Origin of the sequence: Actinokineospora sp. (assembly GCF_050699995.1) — a bacterium.
GTDB lineage: Bacteria > Actinomycetota > Actinomycetes > Mycobacteriales > Pseudonocardiaceae > Actinokineospora.
The window spans coordinates 1-16,451 of record NZ_JBOHGC010000475.1 but is presented as its reverse complement, the minus strand read 5'-3'; the positions used below and the strand labels follow the sequence as shown (position 1 = coordinate 16,451).

Here is a 16,451-nt window from a genome sequence, read left to right as displayed (position 1 = left end):
GATGAGGAACGCTTGACCAAGTTCGTACAGAAGGACGACGGGCTGTTCGCCTCGGACGAGCCGTGCGCGAGGCCGATCATCGGTGTCTGAGCAGCCGTGGTCGCTGACCACCACCGAGTTCGACTACATCTGGCAGACGCTGAACCTGGGCGACTACCCGTTTCCGCTGCAGGTCCCCAGCTTCGGCCGCACCGACCGCGACCGCGTGTCCATCGCGCTGCGGGTGCGCGACAGCCTGCGTGACCGCGGACTGTTCCACGTCAGTGCCCCCGATCCCGACCTGGAACGGGCGCTGCGCGTGGTCGCCTCCGCCGAGCAGTGGCTCGACTCGGTGTGGCTGGCGGGCGAGAACCTGGAGTCGCCGGTGCGGGTGATTACCGCCCGCACCGACGGACGGACCGTCCTGTTGCGACAGGAACCCGGCCCCGACCCGCACGCGGGCGGCACGCTGACGCTGAAGGAGATCGCGCCCCAACGGCTCGTGGAGGCCGCCCTCGACGAACTGCCCGTGGGCACCCCTGGCGCGTGGCGACCGGAGCCGATGGCGGCGGACGCCTTGGCGGGCGCGGTTGTCGAGGAGACGAGCCCGTGGGAGCCCAAGGACCGGGCTCCGCACCTGCGGGAGCTGATGAGCGGCACCCATCGGGCGGGCGGGCAGATCGGGATCAACCTGCGGGAGTCCGGCCGACGACGGCGGGCGCTGGCGGCGAGGTGGTTCGACCGGGCCGACGACGGGCGCTACCTGGCGATCAGCACGGCCGGTGCGGATGGGCGACCGTGGATCACGGTGGCACCCGCGGACCGAACGGCCATGCGGACCCGGATCACGCAGACCATGGGCGAACTGACCGCCCTCTGACCGACATCGCTCGCCCGGCCTGGGAACACCGCTCTCCGGAAGGCTGCGCCCTCCCGCCTTCCGGAGCCTGTGGACACAGGCGGCAGACCAGTGATCCCGACCGTCAGCGCTCGAGAAGGGCCACGCACTCCACGTGGTGGGTCATCGGGAACGTGTCGAACGCGCGAAGCTGCGTCAGCCGGTAACCGTGCCCGGCGAACGAGGCCACGTCCCGAGCCAGCGAAGCCGGGTCGCACGCCACATAGATCACGCGCTCTGGGGAGCGTGCAGCGATCGCGTCCACGACCTCCCGGCCCGCGCCCTTGCGGGGCGGGTCGAGGACGACCACGTCCGGGTCGGGCAGGTCGCCGTCGACCAGGACCTGCTCGACCATTCCGGCGAACACCCGGACCTGGGGCAGGTCGCTGAGGTTGTCGGCGCCGTCCTCGGCCGCGCGGCGCGACGACTCGACCGCGATGACCGACCCCTCCGGGCCGACCTGGTCGGCTAGCACGGCCGCGAACAGGCCCACGCCCGCGTACAGGTCCCACGCGCACGCGGACGGCTTCGCGCCGGACCACTCCGAGACCACCTCGGCCAGCATGTCCGCGGCGTCGGGGTGGACCTGCCAGAAGCCGTGGGCGTCGAGCCGCCAGTCGCGGCGGGCGGCGCGTTCGACGGCGACCGCGGAGCCGGAGACCCGGCGGGTGACCGTTTCGCGGCGGACCTCGGTGATCTCGCTGATGTGGGTGCGGCCGTTCGCGTCGACCGACACGTCGACTTCGGCGCGCGGCTTCCACTTCTTGCCGACGACCTGGTCGACGGTGCCCGGCGCGGCGATGTGGCAGTGCTCGACCGGGATGACCTTGTGGCTGCGGTGCGCGCGGAAACCGGGGCGGCCCTGACGGTCGACGGCGAGCCGGGTGCGGGTGCGCCAGTGCAGCAGCCCGCCCGCCAGTTCCTCGACTTCGACGTCCCAGTCGAGGCCCGCGAGCCGTTTCAGCTGCTCGGCGACGACGGCCGCCTTCAAGTTCCGCTGCTCCTCGCCGGTGGCGTGCTGCCAGTCGCAGCCGCCGCAGCCCGCGGGGCGGGCCAGCGGGCACGGTGGCTCGACGCGCGCGGGTGAGGCGGTCAGGATCTCCACCGCGTCGCCGCGGCAGAACGAGCCGCCCTTGTCGTCGGTGATCGCGACGATGACGCGCTCCCCCGGCAGCGCGTGCCGGACGAACACGACCCGGCCCTCGGCCCGCGCGACGCAGTGGCCGCCGTGCGCGACCGCGCCGACCTCCACTTCGACCCGTCGTCCCGTCCAGTCGGTCACCGGCGTTCTTCCTCCTCGTCGACGGCCAGGCCGCGGCGCACCAGGCCGGGCGCGTGCACGTCGTCGACGTGCACACCCGCCGAGGACGCCAACTGCCACGGCACACTGGTCACCATCACGCCAGGCTGGAACAGCAGCCTGCCCTTGAGCCGCAGGGCGCTCTGGTTGTGCAAGAACTGTTCCCACCAGTGCCCGACCACGTACTCGGGGATGAACACGGTGACCACATCGCGTGGGTTGTCGGTGCGGACCCGCTTGACGTAGTCCAGCACCGGTTTGGTGATCTCGCGGTAGGGCGACTCGATCACCTTCAGCGGCACCGAGAAGTCCTGTTTGTCCCACTCTACGACCAGCCGCTTGGTGTCGATGTCGTCGACGTTGACGGTGATGGCCTCGAGCACGTCCGGCCGGGTCGCCCTGGCGTAGGCCAGCGCGCGCCTCGTCGGCAGGTGCAGCTTCGAGACCAGCACGATCGAGTGGATGCGGGACGGAAGCAGGATCGGCCCGGCGCCCTCGGCCTTGGCGAGTTCCTGGTTAACCCGGTCGTAGTGCTTGCGGATGCCGGTCATGAGGGCGTAGAACGCGGCCATCGCGGCGATCGCGATCCACGCGCCGGCGAGGAACTTGGTGATCAGCACGATCACCAGCACCACGCTTGTCATCACGAAGCCGAACCCGTTGATCATCTGGGAGCGCCGCATCCGCCTGCGCACGACCGGGTCGCGCTCGGTGACGAGCTTGCGGTTCCAGTGCCGCACCATGCCGCTCTGGCTGAGCACGAACGAGACGAACACACCCACGATGTAGAGCTGGATGAGCCGGGTGACCTCGGCGTCGAAGGCGATCACGAGCACCACGGCGAAGGCCGACAGGAAGATGATCCCGTTGGAGAAGGCCAGCCGGTCGCCGCGGGTGTGCAGCTGCCGGGGCAGGTAGCGGTCCTGCGCGAGGATCGAGCCCAGCACCGGGAAGCCGTTGAACGCGGTGTTCGCGGCGAGCACGAGGATCAGGCCGGTGAAGAAGATGACGTAGATGATCGCCGGGGGGAAGTCGCCGAAGACCGCGTTCGCCAACTGGGCGACGAGGGTCTTCTGTTCGTATCCGATGGGCGCGTTGACGAGTTGGTGCGCGGGATTCTCGGCGAGTTTGGCACCGGTGATCATGCCGAGCATGACCAGGCCGAGGAACATCGTGATCGCGAGGACACCCATGAGCAGCAGGGTCGTCGCCGCGTTGCGCGACTTCGGCTTGCGGAAGGCGGGGACACCGTTGCTGATCGCCTCGACGCCGGTGAGGGCGGCGCTGCCGGACGAGAAGGCGCGCAGGATGAGAAACGCCAGCGCGAGGCCGGTCAGGTGGTCGCCCTCCTCCAGCAACTGGAAGTCCGCGCTCTCGGCTCGGACCTCGTCGCCGAGGACGAACACGCGCACCGCGCCCCAGACCACCATGGCGAGGATGCCCGCCACGAAGGCGTAGGTGGGGATCGCGAACAGCGCCCCGGACTCCCGCACCCCGCGCAGGTTCATTGCCGTGAGGACGATGATGGCGCCGACAGCGAACTCGACCTTGTGGGTGGCGACGAACGGCACCACGGAACCGATGTTCGCCGCGGCCGAGGCGATCGAGACCGCGACGGTCAGGATGTAGTCGACCAGCAGCGCGCTGGCCACGACCAGGCCCCAGCGCGGGCCGTGGTTGACCGTGGCGACCTCGTAGTCGCCGCCACCGGAAGGGTAAGCGTGCACGTTCTGCCGGTAGGACGCGACGACCGCGATCATGACGACGGCCACGACCACCGCGATCCACGGCGTGAACATGTATGCCGAGACGCCCGCCACCGAGAGCATGAGCAGGATCTCTTCGGGGGCGTACGCGACGCTGGACATGGGGTCGGAGGCGAACACCGGCAGCGCGATGCGCTTCGGGAGCAGGGTGTGCGCCAGGCGGTCACTGCGAAACGGCCGTCCGACGAGCAGGCGCTTGACCGCCGTTGAGAACTTGGACACGGGTGCACAGCGTAGGCGGTGGCGTCACACATTCGGAGCCGGCACCGGTAGGTTCAACCGTGTCGTCCGCCGACTGCTCGACGGACGTCCGTTTCGGGCGTTTTACCCGCGAGGAGGCTGGTAGTGCACGTGGTGATCATGGGCTGCGGCCGCGTGGGGGCCTCGATGGCCCTCGCGCTGGAGCGCCTGGACCACACCGTCGCCGTGATCGACAAGGACGCGCAGGCCTTCCGCAGGCTCGGCGCGGACTTCCACGGCCAGCAGGTGGTGGGTCCCGGCTTCGACCGCCAGGTGATGATCGAGGCGGGCATCGAGCGGGCGGGTGCCTTCGCGGCGGTCTCCAGCGGCGACAACTCCAACATCATCTCCGCCAGGGTGGCCCGCGAGACCTTCGGCGTCGACCACGTCGTCGCCCGCATCTACGACCCCAAGCGCGCCGAGGTCTACGAGCGGCTGGGCATCCCGACCGTGGCCACCGTGCCGTGGACGACCGACCGGCTGCTGCGCACGCTGCTGCCCGACGGCGTCGCCTCGGCGTGGCGGGACCCGTCGGGCAAGGTCGCGCTGCTGCAGGTGCCGGTGCACGAGGACTGGGTCGGGCGCACGGTCCGCGAGTTCCAGAGCGCCACCGGCTGCCGGGTCGCGTTCATCATGCGGTTCGGCACCGGCGTGCTGGCCGAGTCGAAGACGGTCATCCAGGCCGACGACCAGGTCTATGTCGCCGCGCTCTCCGGCACGGTCACCGACGTCACGACGGCCGCCGCCCAGGCGCCGGAGGAGGGTCACTGATGCGCGTCGCGATCGCAGGAGCAGGCGCTGTCGGCCGCTCCATCGCCGCCGAACTGGTCGGCGGCGACCACCAGGTGATGCTCATCGAGCGTGAGGCCAAGCAGTTCGAGCCGCACACCGTCGAGCAGGCCGAGTGGGTCCTCGCGGACGCGTGCGAGCTGGCGTCACTGGAGGACGCGGGCATCCAGCTGTGCGACTGCGTCATCGCCGCCACCGGCGACGACAAGGTCAACCTTGTGGTCTCGCTGCTGGCCAAGACGGTCTTCGCGGTCAAGCGCGTGGTCGCCAGGGTCAACGACCCGTCCAACGAGTGGCTGTTCACCTCGGCCTGGGGCGTGGACGTCGCGGTGTCGACTCCCCGCGTGTTGGCGGCCATGGTCGAGGAGGCGGTGAGCGTCGGCGGGCTGGTGCAGCTGCTGACCCTGCGCCAGGGCCAGGCCAACCTGGTCGAGATGACGCTGCCGCACGACACCCCGTGGGCCGGTCGCGCGGTGCGCGAGATCAAGCTGCCGCGTGACGCCGCGCTGGTGACGATCCTGCGCGGCGGCCGGGTGATCGTACCGCAGCCGGACGACTCCCTCGAAGGCGGCGACGAGCTGCTGTTCGTGGCCTCGGCGGACGTGGAGAACGAGATCCGCAAGGCACTCGGGCACTAATCAAGCGAAAGCCCCGCACCGGAATATCTCGATGCGGGGCTTTCGCTTGTCCGAACACGTCACACCTACCGACCGGTGCCAAGGGGCACCGTGACGGCGGCCGACCACGGTTACCGGGCCTCTGCTTGATCACCACAAAGGTGACCAAGCGTTTGAATTTCGGGGTGGCGGTCTAGGCGCGGAGCTTCTCGATGCGCTGGGGGGTGGGCCAGCGGACGTTGGACGCCCAGCCGAGCTTCTCGAAGATCCAGATGGTCCGCGCGGAGATGTCGATCTGGCCGCGCAGCACGCCGTGGCGGGCGCTGGTCGGGTCGGCGTGGTGCAGGTTGTGCCACGACTCGCCGAAGCTCAGGATCGCCAGCGGCCAGAAGTTGGACGCCTTGTCGCGGGACTTGAACGGGCGCTCGCCGATCATGTGGCAGATCGAGTTCACCGACCACGTCACGTGGTGCAGCATCGAGACGCGGACCAGGCCCGCCCAGAAGAACGCGGTCAGCGCGCCCCACCAGGACCAGGTGATCAGGCCGCCGAGCACCGCCGGGAGGACCAGCGACAGCGTGGTGAGCAGGATGAACAGGCGGTCGACGGCTTTGAGGTCGTCGTCGGCGACGAGGTCGGGGGCGAAGCGGTCGACGGTCGTGCAGTCGCGGTCGAAGAGCCAGCCGACGTGCGAGTGCCAGAAGCCGCGGGCGATGGCGACCGGACCGGTGCCGAAGAGCCACGGGGAGTGCGGGTCGCCCTCCTTGTCGGAGAAGGCGTGGTGGCGGCGGTGGTCGGCGACCCACTCGATGACCGAGCCCTGCGCCGAGAGCTGGCCGGCGACGGCGAGGGCGATCTTGAGGCCGCGGTTCGCCCGGAACGAGCCATGGGTGAACAGGCGGTGGTAGCCGATGGTCACGCCGAGGCCGCTGATCACGTAGAACGCGGCCGCGAGCGCGATGTCGACCCAGGTCAGGCCCCAACCCCAGGCGAACGGCACGGCGGCGCCGAGGGCGAGGAAGGGAATCACGACGAAGGCGTAGACGGCGGCCTGTTCGGCGAAGCCTCTGCGGCGGTCGGTGAGGGGTTTCGATCCGGGTGCTGCGGGTGGCGGTGTGGCTTCGAGAGTGGTCGTCACTGGCTGGCTACCTCGGATTTCCCGGCGTCTCCCCCAAGACGTCCCTACGGTTACGTAACCGTAAGCCTACGCGACGGCGGGCTTCCGCAGAATGGCCGGAAGAGAAACTTCTCCGGATACGGAGCGGCCACCATCCCGCGAGGTGATGGCCTGCTCAGTGTCGGTGTCAGGGGGTCTCGCCGTATTTGGCGCGCAACCGGGCCTCGATTTGCTCGTCGGTTTCCACGGTCGCCTCGCGCAGCTCCTGGCGGTGCTTGGCGCGACGGACAGCCCACACGGTCACGGCGAGCGCGACGGCGAAGAGCGGGTAGCCCATGGCGAGCCGGGCGACGGCCAGCCAGCCGGTGAGGTCCTCGTCGTAGAGCCACTTCTGCACCACGTAGCGCGCGGCGAACACCGCGACGAAGGTGAGCGTGGCGATGTCATAGGCCTGCCGCGACGGCTTGTCCTCGCGCCAGCTCCGGCCCAGGCCGTTCAGCAGCGACCAGATCACGCCGACCAGTGGGCGGCGGACCAGGACAGACACCAGGAAGACGCCGCCGTAGACGAGGCTGGTCCAGATGCCGAGCAGGAAGAAGCCCTTGGCGGAGCCGGTCTGGTTGGCGATGAACGCCGCGATCGCGACCCCGAAGAAGCCGGAGATCGCGGGCTGCAGCGCTTCCTTGCGCACGACGCGCAAGACGGTGATCAGCACGGCAACGCCGATGGCGCTCCAGATGCCGACCGTGAGGCCGAACAGGGCGTTCGCGAGCACGAACACCAGCACGGGAACGGACGAGTAGATCAGCCCGCTCACGCCACCCATCTGCTCCAGCAGGGTGGGCATGGGCTGTTCGTCGTCGCCGGGCTTGTTGACCTCAGGGGCCGGTTGCGTCATGTGGTGGTCTGCAGCTCGTAGTAGGGGTTGTACAGAACCTTGCGGCCGTCACGGACCGCGATCCGGCCCTTCGCCTTGACGGTGCGGCCCGGCTCGATTCCCGGGATCCGTCGACGACCGAGCCAGACTAGTGTGACGCCCTCGGTCCCGTCGAACAGCTCGGCCTCCAGCGTGGCCACCGCGTCGCGCGGACACAGCTCGACGCTGCGGAGACGACCGAGCACGGTCACCTCGTCACCGGAGCGACACTCACTCGCCCGCCGCGCGCCGTGCGCATCGGCCTGTTCGGACAGGTCGTCGGCGTCGAGCACGTCCACGTCGGTGGTCAGTCGTTTGACCAGACGGTGCCAATAACCGTCCCCCTTGCTACCCATGTGCGTCCGCATCTGTGGTGGGGTCGGCCCCGACGAACGACCCATGCACAATCAGGTTAACCGCGTCGGGTACCAAGAGGACAAGGAACGAGGCGTCAGTGTGACCCAGCCGCCGACTGGCGCCCGCACCGCCGTGCTGCTGCCCGGAACCGGCTCCGACGACGTGTTCGTGCGGTCGGTGTTCGACGTCCCGCTCGCCGCCGTCGGCCTCAAGGCGGTCCTGCCCACGCCGCTTCCCGGAACGGACCTGGTCAGCGCCCATCTGGCCGCCCTGGACGAAGCCGCCCGCGAGGAACCCATCATCGCCGGAGGCATTTCCCTGGGTGCCCACTTGGCGGCCGAATGGGCCCTACGCAACCCCGACCGCTGCGCGGGACTGCTGCTGGCCCTGCCCGGGTGGCACGGCAAGCCGGAAGCGGCACCGGCGGCCGTCGCCGCCCGCTACAGCGCGGCGTCCGTCCGGTCACTGGGCCCGACGGCCGCCATCGCCGCCGCGGTCGCCGACGTGCCGGTGTGGCTGGCCACCGAACTGACCCGGGCCTGGACCGGCTACGGCGACGCCCTGGCCGACTCCCTGGACACCGCGGCCGACCGTCCCGCGCCCACCCTCGAGGACCTGGCCACCCTGACCATCCCGTGCGGCGTGGCGGGCTGCAGGGACGACGCCATTCACCCGCTGGAGGTCGCCACCGCGTGGAGCCGAGCTCTCCCCCAAGCCGCCCTGTGCACCACCCGCCTGGACATCATCGGCGTCGACCCGGAGGCCCTGGGGCGGGCCACCGTGCTGGCCTGGCTCAAAGCGAGCCAGGGATGACCGGGCACCCAAAGCGAGCCCAGGGATGACCTCACCCGAAGGGGAGAGCCTGAGTCCGGCCGGGCACCCGAAAGCGAACCCCGGGATGACCGACCACCCGAAAGTGAGCCTGGGATGACCGAGTACGTGGTCGTCGCCCGCATCCCCGAGGGCGGCCTCGGAGCGTTCCTCGCCTATGAGTCGACCGTGCTTCCCCTCCTCTCCGATCACGGCGGCCGCCTCGACCGCAGAGTCCGATCACTCGATGGGCGCACCGAGGTGCACCTGCTGTCCTTCGCCGACGACACCGGCCTGACCACCTACCGCGCCGACCCACGCCGCGCGGCGGCGGCACACCTGCCGGCCGCCTCTGGCGCCACGGTGGAGCTGCTACCGGTCGCCGAGGTGACGGCCGACGAGCCGTAGGCCATGAACCGCTACCGCAGCCCACAGTTGCGGATCGCGAGCTGAGAGACGTTCGGGCCCGCGGGTCGGGTGCGCCCTATCGGCCCGGCCAGCCGGGTCGGCTCGGTCGGCGGGCCGCCGCCCGCGCGTGTCCTGGTGCATACCCACAGCCGGCAGGGCTGTGAGCATGCACTGGGCCCGCGATCAACCCACGCCGGCGGTCAGGCCGCCGCCTTCTCCTCCTCCCGGCTCAGCGTCACTGAGCACCGGGACAGGTCCGGTCCCACCGATCTGGCGTCAAGGTCGACGCTGAGGCGCTGTTTGCCCTCCGCCAGGTGTTCCCGGTGGTACAGCCTCCCCGTGACCATTACCGGATCGCCCCTCTTTAGGGAGGCGGCCACGTTCTGCCCCAGGGTGCGCCGGCAATGAACCGACAGGAACATCCGATCGCCGTCGGGCCACTCTCCGGTGTCGGCGTCGTACCGGCGCTCCTGGGCCACCATGCGAAAGCTGACCACCTGGACATCGTCCCCGGTGCGCCTGCGCGTGAGTTCGCCGCAGATCCAGCCCAGGACCGTCACCACCGTCTCGAACACGTTCCCGCTCCTTCCGCCGCTGCTGTCCCGACCACGTTCCCGCAGGAACGGAGGGCGCAACCAGAGGGCGGGTTGGAGCTGTGGACCGAGCCTCCGTCGCTGTGGACAACCGAGGCTCGGCGCGGTGGAAGTGTCGGACCGGTGTGCTTACTGCCCGGCTTGGGCGATGTGTTCGGCGATGGCCTGCGGCAGGTCGATCTGCAGCGGCGTGCGGACCGGCATCGGCTGGGTGCCGCGCACGACGACCGTGCTGCGCACCATGGCGCGCAGGGCCTCGGCGCTGGTGTCGGCCAGTTCCGGCGGACCGGCAACCACTCCGCGCAGCATCCAGCGGGGGCCGTCGACGCCGACGAAGCGCAGGGCGACCTCGCCCAGGGACGCGCTCAGTTCCTGGCCCCAGTCGCCGACCTGGCTGCGGACGGTGGCGCCGTCGGAGCGCAGCTGCTCGGCGAGTTCGCCGCACACCTCGCGCCAGAGTCCGCCGGATTTGGGGGCCGCGTAGGCGTTCAGCGTGAGCTGGCCGACCGGGGTGAGCACGTGCACCGCCCGGACCGGGCCGCTCGGGTCCATCTCGACCTGCAGCTGGGCGCCGTCTGGCACCGGGATGCGGACCGACCCCAGGTCGAGCCTGGGGAAGTCGTCGTCGGGGGCTTCGGACTCGTCGAACGGTCCGTCGTCGCGGGCGACGAGTTCGCTTTCCTCATCGGAGTCGTAGTCGGAGTCGTCGAAGTCCTCCTCGACGACGGCCGGTTCCTCGGCAGTGCGCTTGCGGCGCCCGAACAGTCCCACCTAGTCCTCCGTCCCCGCCGAGCCGGTGAGCACCTGGTGCCCGCCGGTCGACCCGTATCCCCCGGTGCCGCGCCGGGACTCCCCCAGCTCGTCCACCTCGCGGAACACCGCGTGCTCCACCCGCTGCACCACCAGCTGCGCGACCCGGTCTCCGCGTCGCAGGCTGATCGGTGTGGTCAGGTCATGGTTGATCAAACAGACTTTGATCTCCCCGCGGTACCCCGAGTCGATCGTGCCAGGCGTGTTCACCACGCTCAGCCCCGCCTTGGCGGCCAACCCGGATCGGGGATGGACGAAGCCGGCGAACCCCTCGGGCAGGGCGATGGCGATGCCCGTTCCGACGGTCACCCGCTGTCCCGGGGCGATGATGACATCCACGGTCGTCACCAGGTCGGCCCCCGCGTCGCCCGGACGGGCGTATGACGGCAGGGGGACGTCCGGATCGATCCGGGTGAGCAGGACCTCCACGCTGGGCACGAGCGGCGAGACTACCCTGGGCTCGTGAGCGATACCTCAGGCACGGGTGCGCGCGAGTCCGCGGCGCCCTCCGAAACCACCGGCGCGCGCTACCGCGAGCGGCTGTATGTGACCTGGTACTGGTGGCCGCTGCCGCTGGTCGCCGCGGTGCTGCTGTCCGCCGAGATCCACATGGGTTACCCGGGCGTGCGTGCCTGGCTGCCGTACCTGGTGATCGTGCCGCCGGCGCTGTTGCTCATCGTGAAGTCTGGCCGCACCAAGGTCGCCGTCGAGGGCGGCGAACTGCACGTCGGTGACGCGCACCTGCCGCTGGAGTTCGTCGGCGAGGTCGAGGTCTTCGCCGCGAAGGACAAGCGCCGCGTCCTGGGTCCGCACCTCGACCCGGCCGCGTTCATGCTGCACCGGGGTTGGGTCGGGCCGCTGCTGCGGGTCCAGGTGACCGATCCCGCCGACCCCACGCCGTACTGGGTGTTCAGCACGCGCAAGCCCGAGGAACTGGCCGCGATCCTCCGAACGGGATGACGACCGCATGAGGACAGCCGGGCTCCCCAGGGGGAGACCCGGCTGTTCCAGGTCGTGCTCGTCCGACGCGCTGCGTGGTGGGCTTTACGCGCAGTCGCGGCAGACGTACGTGCCGCCGTTGTCCTCGGCCAGTCGGCTGCGGTGGTGCACAAGGAAGCACTTCGAGCAGGTGAACTCGTCGGCTTGCTTGGGCACCACGCGAACGGTGAGGTCTTCACCCGAGAGCGCGGACAGATCGGCACCAGGCAGCTCAAAGCTCTCCGCCGTGTCCGTCTCGTCCACATCGACGACACCGGATTGGTTCTCGTTCCGCCGCGCCTTGAGCTCCTCAAGAGAGTCCTCAGCGAGATCGTCCGCCTCGCTGCGGCGCGGTGCGTCGTAGTCGGTAGCCATCTTCTTTCACCCCTGCGGTCCATCAGGATGTGGGTCGTGCCGCTGGTCAACGTTCCAGCACCCCGGTTTGTGCCCGCCACTAGAGTGACGGTGGTCTCGCCGGTCGCGTCGGGCTTGGCACAGCCGTCCGAATCGATTCGGCAGGCTTCTTCGGCGACCGGAGCGGGCAGAGGGTAGCTCATAAGCGGCCGCTCATGCACAGCATCACCCGACTGGGGGTGTTTCGGGCGCGTCGGCGGGCCGGATGAGATCATCTACAGCATGTTGCGGTCCGGACACGTTCCTTGCCCACCAGCGGGTGGCGTGGTGCGATTCCCCAAAATGGATCACGTTTGCGGCAGCTCCCGGAGGACAATCCTGGAGCTGCGGTCCGCGACACAGCCCGGGCTGCGAAATCCGCGGAATCCAATAGGCTGATCAGCAGCGAGAGTCGAGTCGGCACAACCGGCTCCCAATGCCTACGGGGGTAGGGCATGGTGTTCGTAGGAAGGGCGCGATCGTGGCGGCCGGCAACGTGATGCGCAACGCGCCAGGAAGCCGCTACCGCAAGCGTCGTCCGCTCCCGGCGCTGATCCTCATCGTGGTGCTCGGCGTCGCCGCGGGCATCGTCTGGCTCCAGGTGATCAAAGCCGACCGGTCGACCGCGCGCGAGATGGCCTGTTCCCCGCCGCCGGCGGTCACCGCCGACGTCACCACCCCGCCGCCGCTGGGTGAGGCCCTCGACCGCGCGGGTCTCGACCGGACCAATCCCGCGCCCGCGGGCACCGCGCTGGTACGCGTGGTCAACGCCAGTGGGCAGAACCGCCAGGCGGGCGCGGTCACCGAGACCCTGCGCGAACTCGGCTTCACCCAGATCGCCGATCCGGCGAACGACCTGATCTACCCGCGGGGCTCGCTCGACTGCCGCGCGCAGATCCGGTTCGGGCAGCAGGGCATGTCGGTCGCGCGGACGCTGAACATCCTGGAGCCGTGCGCGGAACTGGTCCGCGACGACCGCCAGGACGCCACCGTCGACTTCGCGATCGGCCAGAAGTTCGACCACCTCAAACCGAGCCCGGAGGCCCGCAAGGTCGTCGAGACGCTCGCCGAGTGGGCCGCGACGAACCCGGACGCCCAGGGCGGCCTGCTCGCCGACGGCAGCTCCGCCGCCCCCATCCCCCAAGACCTCATCGACAACGCCCTAGACCAACGCTGCTGACCCCCCGCAGTCCCGCCTCCCCGGAATTTTGAGTTTGGTCACCTGGGGAGCCGATACGTGCGGATGTTGGTCACCGCGGTTGGCCGCCGTCACGGTGCCCCTTGGCAGCGGTTGGGTGGGGCAAGGGGGATCAATAGTTCCGATCAATAGTTCCCGCCTGCGCCGATGTCGATGAGGGTGGCGCGGAGTGGGGTCGCGATGGTCGGTGCGGCGGCGTAGACGGCGTCGTGGCCGAGGTCCGGGTCCTCTCCGGGCAGAGACACCATTGCGCCCGCCTCGGCGGCGATGAGGGCGCCCGCGGCCCAGTCCCACGGCGAGAGTCCCCGCTCGTAGTAGGCGTCCACCCAGCCCGCCGCGACGGCACACAGGTCCAGCGCGGACGACCCGCCGCGGCGGATGTCGCGCACCTTGGCCAGCAGCCGCGCCGCGACGGCGGCCTGCGCGGTGCGCCGCTCCCGCGAATACGCGAAACCCGTGGAGACGAGCGACAGCTCGACCGACTCGGGCGTGGACACCCGCAGCGGCCTGCCGTCGAGCCAGGCGCCCTCGCCCTTGGCCGCCGTCCACACCCGCCCGCTGACCGGCTCGACGATAGCGCCGGCGACCGAGTGCCCGTCGACCCGCGCGGCGACCGACACGCAGTACCAGGGGTAGCCGTAGAGGTAGTTGACCGTGCCGTCGATCGGGTCGACGACCCAGGTGACCCCTTCGCCGACGGCGCCGCCGTCCTCCTCCCCCAGCACGGCGTCCTCGGGGCGCGACTCCGCGATGCGGTCACGGATCAGGCGTTCGGCCGCGCGGTCGGCGGCGGTGACCACGTCGGTGGCGGTGGACTTGGTGTCGACGTCCTGGATGGCGCTCTCGCGGGCGGTCCGGGCGAGGTCGGCCGCCTGGGTCGCGACATCGACCGCGATCTTGAGGAAGTCGTTTGGGGTGAGAGTCACGCGGCCTATCCGACCACACGCCCCCGACGGCGGCTAATGTCTGCGGACATTGGTTCTGAATCGAACAGGAAGGTCGGGCGATGGGTGCGGCAGCAGGCCAGGGTTTCGGCGTCGACATCGGCGGATCCGGCATCAAGGGCGGCGTCGTGGACCTCGCGACCGGCAGGCTGATCGGGGAGCGCGTGCGCATCGCGACGCCGAACCCGTCCACCCCGGACGCGGTCGCCGACGTGGTCGCCGAGATCGTGGCGAAGTTCGAGTGGGACGGCCCGGTGGGCGTGACCCTCCCCGCGGTGGTCAAGAACGGCATCACGCACTCGGCGGCCAACATCGACAAGGCGTGGCTCGACACCGACGCCGCCGCCGTGTTCGGAAAGCGGCTCGACCGTGACGTAGTCGTGCTCAACGACGCCGACGCCGCCGGGATGGCCGAGATCCGCTACGGCTGGCCGGGCGACCAGAAGGGCGTGGTGGTCCTGCTGACGTTCGGCACCGGCATCGGCAGCGCGCTCTTCCTCGACGGCAAGCTCGTCCCGAACACCGAGTTCGGCCACCTCGAGATCGACGGCCACGACGCGGAGACGCGCGCGGCGGCGTCGGTCAAGGACGAGGAGGACCTGTCGTGGGACGAGTGGGCGCAGCGCGTCACCCGCTACATCTCGTCGCTGGAGAACCTGATCTGGCCGGACCTGATCATCGTGGGCGGCGGAGTCAGCAAGAAGGCCGACAAATGGCTTCCGCTGCTCGATGTGCGGACGAAGATCGTCGCCGCGGAATTGCGCAATGACGCGGGCATTGTCGGCGCCGCGGTGGCCGCCGCCGGGGCCTGAAAGCACGACTCGGGCGACTTTCGGTCTTGGCGTGTCCCGGCGACACGCCGCGCGTCGCTACAATGGAACACGCCCATGGCTCAGGCAGCCGCAGGGCACTCCCCCGAACTCCGGCAGCGACCAGGTGTTTTTCCAGTTTGGCGCCGCTGTGATGGACAGTTGTGAAAGGGCGTACGTGGCAGCCGCACGAACCGCAACCCGACGCTCCACCGCGTCGGCAAGCGCCGCCAAGACGACCAAGAGCGAGCAGTCGGAAGAAGATCTGACCGCCGCCACCGGGACCAAGACGCCGGCCAAGAAGGCCGCGGGCGCCAAGACGGCTCGCGCGCCGAAGAAGGCCGCCGCGGGCAAGGCCGCGCCGAAGAAGGGCGACGGTCCCGAGGGCGAAGAGCCCGAGGACGCCGACAACCCCGACTTGGCCGACCTGGAAGAGGTCGAGGTCGAGCCGGTCGAGGAGGTCGCCGACGAGCCCGAGGAGAAGGACCCCAAGGAGCCCGGCAAGGACGGCGACTTCGTCTGGGACGAAGAGGAGTCCGAGGCGCTGCGGCAGGCCCGCAAGGACGCGGAGCTGACGGCCTCGGCCGACTCGGTGCGTGCCTACCTCAAGCAGATCGGCAAGGTCGCCCTGCTCAACGCCGAGGAGGAGGTCGAACTCGCCAAGCGGATCGAGGCGGGCCTCTACGCGGCGGAGCGGGTGCGCAAGTCCGAGGACGAGAGCGAGAAGCTCCAGCCGCAGATGCGGCGCGACCTGCGCTGGATCGTGCGTGACGGTGAGCGGGCCAAGAACCACCTGCTCGAGGCGAACCTGCGGCTCGTGGTGTCGCTGGCCAAGCGCTACACCGGCCGCGGCATGGCGTTCCTGGACCTGATCCAGGAGGGCAACCTGGGCCTGATCCGCGCCGTCGAGAAGTTCGACTACACCAAGGGCTACAAGTTCTCGACGTACGCGACGTGGTGGATCCGCCAGGCCATCACCCGCGCGATGGCCGACCAGGCGCGCACCATCCGCATCCCGGTGCACATGGTCGAGGTCATCAACAAGCTGGCCCGGGTGCAGCGGCAGATGCTGCAGGACCTGGGCCGCGAGCCGACGCCCGAGGAGCTCGCCAAGGAGCTCGACATGACGCCCGAGAAGGTCGTCGAGGTGCAGAAGTACGGCCGGGAGCCGATCTCGCTGCACACCCCGCTCGGTGAGGACGGCGACTCCGAGTTCGGCGACCTGATCGAGGACTCCGAAGCGGTCGTGCCGGCCGACGCGGTGTCGTTCACCCTGCTGCAGGAGCAGCTGCACTCGGTGCTCGACACACTGTCCGAGCGCGAGGCGGGTGTCGTGTCAATGCGGTTCGGCCTCACCGACGGCCAGCCGAAGACGCTGGACGAGATCGGCAAGGTCTACGGCGTCACCCGTGAGCGGATCCGCCAGATCGAGTCGAAGACGATGAGCAAGCTGCGCCACCCCTCGCGCTCCCAGGTGCTGCGCGACTACCTCGACTGAGCGGCGAAGCGCGGTCGGCAGCCGATTGGAC

At 69.9% G+C, this 16,451-nt stretch carries 19 protein-coding genes; 9 read left to right on the top strand and 10 right to left on the bottom strand.

Going from position 1 to position 16,451, the window contains the following annotated elements:
* Positions 1–82 precede the first annotated feature (82 nt).
* Positions 83–859 (top strand): ESX secretion-associated protein EspG, encoded by a 777-nt coding sequence (locus ACRDSQ_RS23810; RefSeq protein ID WP_431424151.1) that lies wholly within the window; start codon positions 83–85, stop codon positions 857–859.
* Between the two features lie 103 nt (positions 860–962).
* Here ACRDSQ_RS23810 and ACRDSQ_RS23805 read toward each other — a convergent pair whose 3' ends face one another.
* Positions 963–2,159, bottom strand: a complete 1,197-nt coding sequence (locus ACRDSQ_RS23805; RefSeq protein WP_431424149.1) for a class I SAM-dependent RNA methyltransferase — start codon at positions 2,157–2,159, stop codon at positions 963–965.
* Positions 2,156–4,165, bottom strand: a complete 2,010-nt coding sequence (locus ACRDSQ_RS23800) for an APC family permease (protein ID WP_431424147.1) — start codon at positions 4,163–4,165, stop codon at positions 2,156–2,158. The genes ACRDSQ_RS23805 and ACRDSQ_RS23800 overlap by 4 nt, the downstream gene beginning before the upstream one ends.
* Positions 4,166–4,288: 123 nt before the next feature.
* Here ACRDSQ_RS23800 and ACRDSQ_RS23795 point away from each other — a divergent pair, with 123 nt between their 5' ends.
* Entirely contained in the window at positions 4,289–4,954 is a 666-nt protein-coding gene (locus tag ACRDSQ_RS23795; protein ID WP_431424146.1) for a potassium channel family protein, read from the top strand.
* The gene (locus ACRDSQ_RS23790; protein ID WP_187222223.1) at positions 4,954–5,610 is read left to right on the top strand and encodes a potassium channel family protein; all 657 of its coding nucleotides are present in this window, start codon (positions 4,954–4,956) and stop codon (positions 5,608–5,610) included. The genes ACRDSQ_RS23795 and ACRDSQ_RS23790 overlap by 1 nt, the downstream gene beginning before the upstream one ends.
* A gap of 172 nt (positions 5,611–5,782) precedes the next feature.
* Here the strand turns inward: ACRDSQ_RS23790 and ACRDSQ_RS23785 are convergent, their stop codons facing one another.
* From ACRDSQ_RS23785 to ACRDSQ_RS23775, 3 genes are all read right to left on the bottom strand, one after another.
* Complete coding sequence (locus ACRDSQ_RS23785; RefSeq protein ID WP_431424144.1) at positions 5,783–6,727, bottom strand: acyl-CoA desaturase; 945 nt, start codon at positions 6,725–6,727, stop codon at positions 5,783–5,785.
* Between the two features lie 166 nt (positions 6,728–6,893).
* Positions 6,894–7,604: a DUF3159 domain-containing protein gene (locus ACRDSQ_RS23780; protein ID WP_431424143.1), complete on the bottom strand. Its 711-nt coding sequence runs from the start codon at positions 7,602–7,604 to the stop codon at positions 6,894–6,896.
* A complete protein-coding gene (locus ACRDSQ_RS23775; protein ID WP_431424142.1) occupies positions 7,601–7,978 on the bottom strand; it encodes an OB-fold nucleic acid binding domain-containing protein in 378 nt (125 codons plus the stop codon). Before ACRDSQ_RS23775 ends, ACRDSQ_RS23780 begins: the two co-directional genes overlap by 4 nt.
* A gap of 43 nt (positions 7,979–8,021) precedes the next feature.
* Between ACRDSQ_RS23775 and ACRDSQ_RS23770 the strand changes: the two genes are divergently transcribed.
* Positions 8,022–8,792 (top strand): alpha/beta fold hydrolase, encoded by a 771-nt coding sequence (locus ACRDSQ_RS23770; protein ID WP_431424140.1) that lies wholly within the window; start codon positions 8,022–8,024, stop codon positions 8,790–8,792.
* Between the two features lie 114 nt (positions 8,793–8,906).
* Positions 8,907–9,197, top strand: coding sequence for a hypothetical protein (locus tag ACRDSQ_RS23765; protein ID WP_431424138.1), 291 nt, complete (start codon positions 8,907–8,909; stop codon positions 9,195–9,197).
* A 200-nt stretch (positions 9,198–9,397) separates the two neighbouring features.
* On the opposite strand, the gene ACRDSQ_RS23760 is transcribed toward ACRDSQ_RS23765, so the two are convergent.
* From ACRDSQ_RS23760 to dut, 3 genes are all read right to left on the bottom strand, one after another.
* Positions 9,398–9,772 carry a single-stranded DNA-binding protein gene (locus tag ACRDSQ_RS23760; RefSeq protein WP_431424137.1) on the bottom strand — a complete coding sequence of 125 codons (375 nt, stop codon included), beginning with the start codon at positions 9,770–9,772 and terminating at the stop codon, positions 9,398–9,400.
* A gap of 147 nt (positions 9,773–9,919) precedes the next feature.
* Complete coding sequence (locus ACRDSQ_RS23755) at positions 9,920–10,561, bottom strand: DUF3710 domain-containing protein (RefSeq protein WP_431424135.1); 642 nt, start codon at positions 10,559–10,561, stop codon at positions 9,920–9,922.
* Entirely contained in the window at positions 10,562–11,038 is a 477-nt protein-coding gene (gene dut / locus ACRDSQ_RS23750) for a dUTP diphosphatase (protein ID WP_176926727.1), read from the bottom strand.
* A gap of 24 nt (positions 11,039–11,062) precedes the next feature.
* Here dut and ACRDSQ_RS23745 point away from each other — a divergent pair, with 24 nt between their 5' ends.
* Positions 11,063–11,560: a DUF3093 domain-containing protein gene (locus ACRDSQ_RS23745; RefSeq protein WP_431424133.1), complete on the top strand. Its 498-nt coding sequence runs from the start codon at positions 11,063–11,065 to the stop codon at positions 11,558–11,560.
* A gap of 84 nt (positions 11,561–11,644) precedes the next feature.
* On the opposite strand, the gene ACRDSQ_RS23740 is transcribed toward ACRDSQ_RS23745, so the two are convergent.
* The gene (locus ACRDSQ_RS23740) at positions 11,645–11,953 is read right to left on the bottom strand and encodes a DUF4193 domain-containing protein (protein ID WP_091371191.1); all 309 of its coding nucleotides are present in this window, start codon (positions 11,951–11,953) and stop codon (positions 11,645–11,647) included.
* Positions 11,954–12,452: 499 nt separating this feature from the next.
* On the opposite strand from ACRDSQ_RS23740, the gene cei reads away from it, so the two are divergent.
* A complete protein-coding gene (gene cei / locus ACRDSQ_RS23735; protein ID WP_431424131.1) occupies positions 12,453–13,151 on the top strand; it encodes an envelope integrity protein Cei in 699 nt (232 codons plus the stop codon).
* A gap of 143 nt (positions 13,152–13,294) precedes the next feature.
* Here the strand turns inward: cei and ACRDSQ_RS23730 are convergent, their stop codons facing one another.
* Positions 13,295–14,095, bottom strand: a complete 801-nt coding sequence (locus ACRDSQ_RS23730) for an inositol monophosphatase family protein (RefSeq protein WP_431424130.1) — start codon at positions 14,093–14,095, stop codon at positions 13,295–13,297.
* A gap of 80 nt (positions 14,096–14,175) precedes the next feature.
* On the opposite strand from ACRDSQ_RS23730, the gene ppgK reads away from it, so the two are divergent.
* On the top strand, positions 14,176–14,925 hold the full coding sequence (ppgK, locus tag ACRDSQ_RS23725) for a polyphosphate--glucose phosphotransferase (protein ID WP_431424128.1): 750 nt from the start codon (positions 14,176–14,178) through the stop codon (positions 14,923–14,925).
* Between the two features lie 175 nt (positions 14,926–15,100).
* The gene (locus tag ACRDSQ_RS23720; protein WP_431424127.1) at positions 15,101–16,420 is read left to right on the top strand and encodes an RNA polymerase sigma factor; all 1,320 of its coding nucleotides are present in this window, start codon (positions 15,101–15,103) and stop codon (positions 16,418–16,420) included.
* Positions 16,421–16,451: the final 31 nt, after the last annotated feature.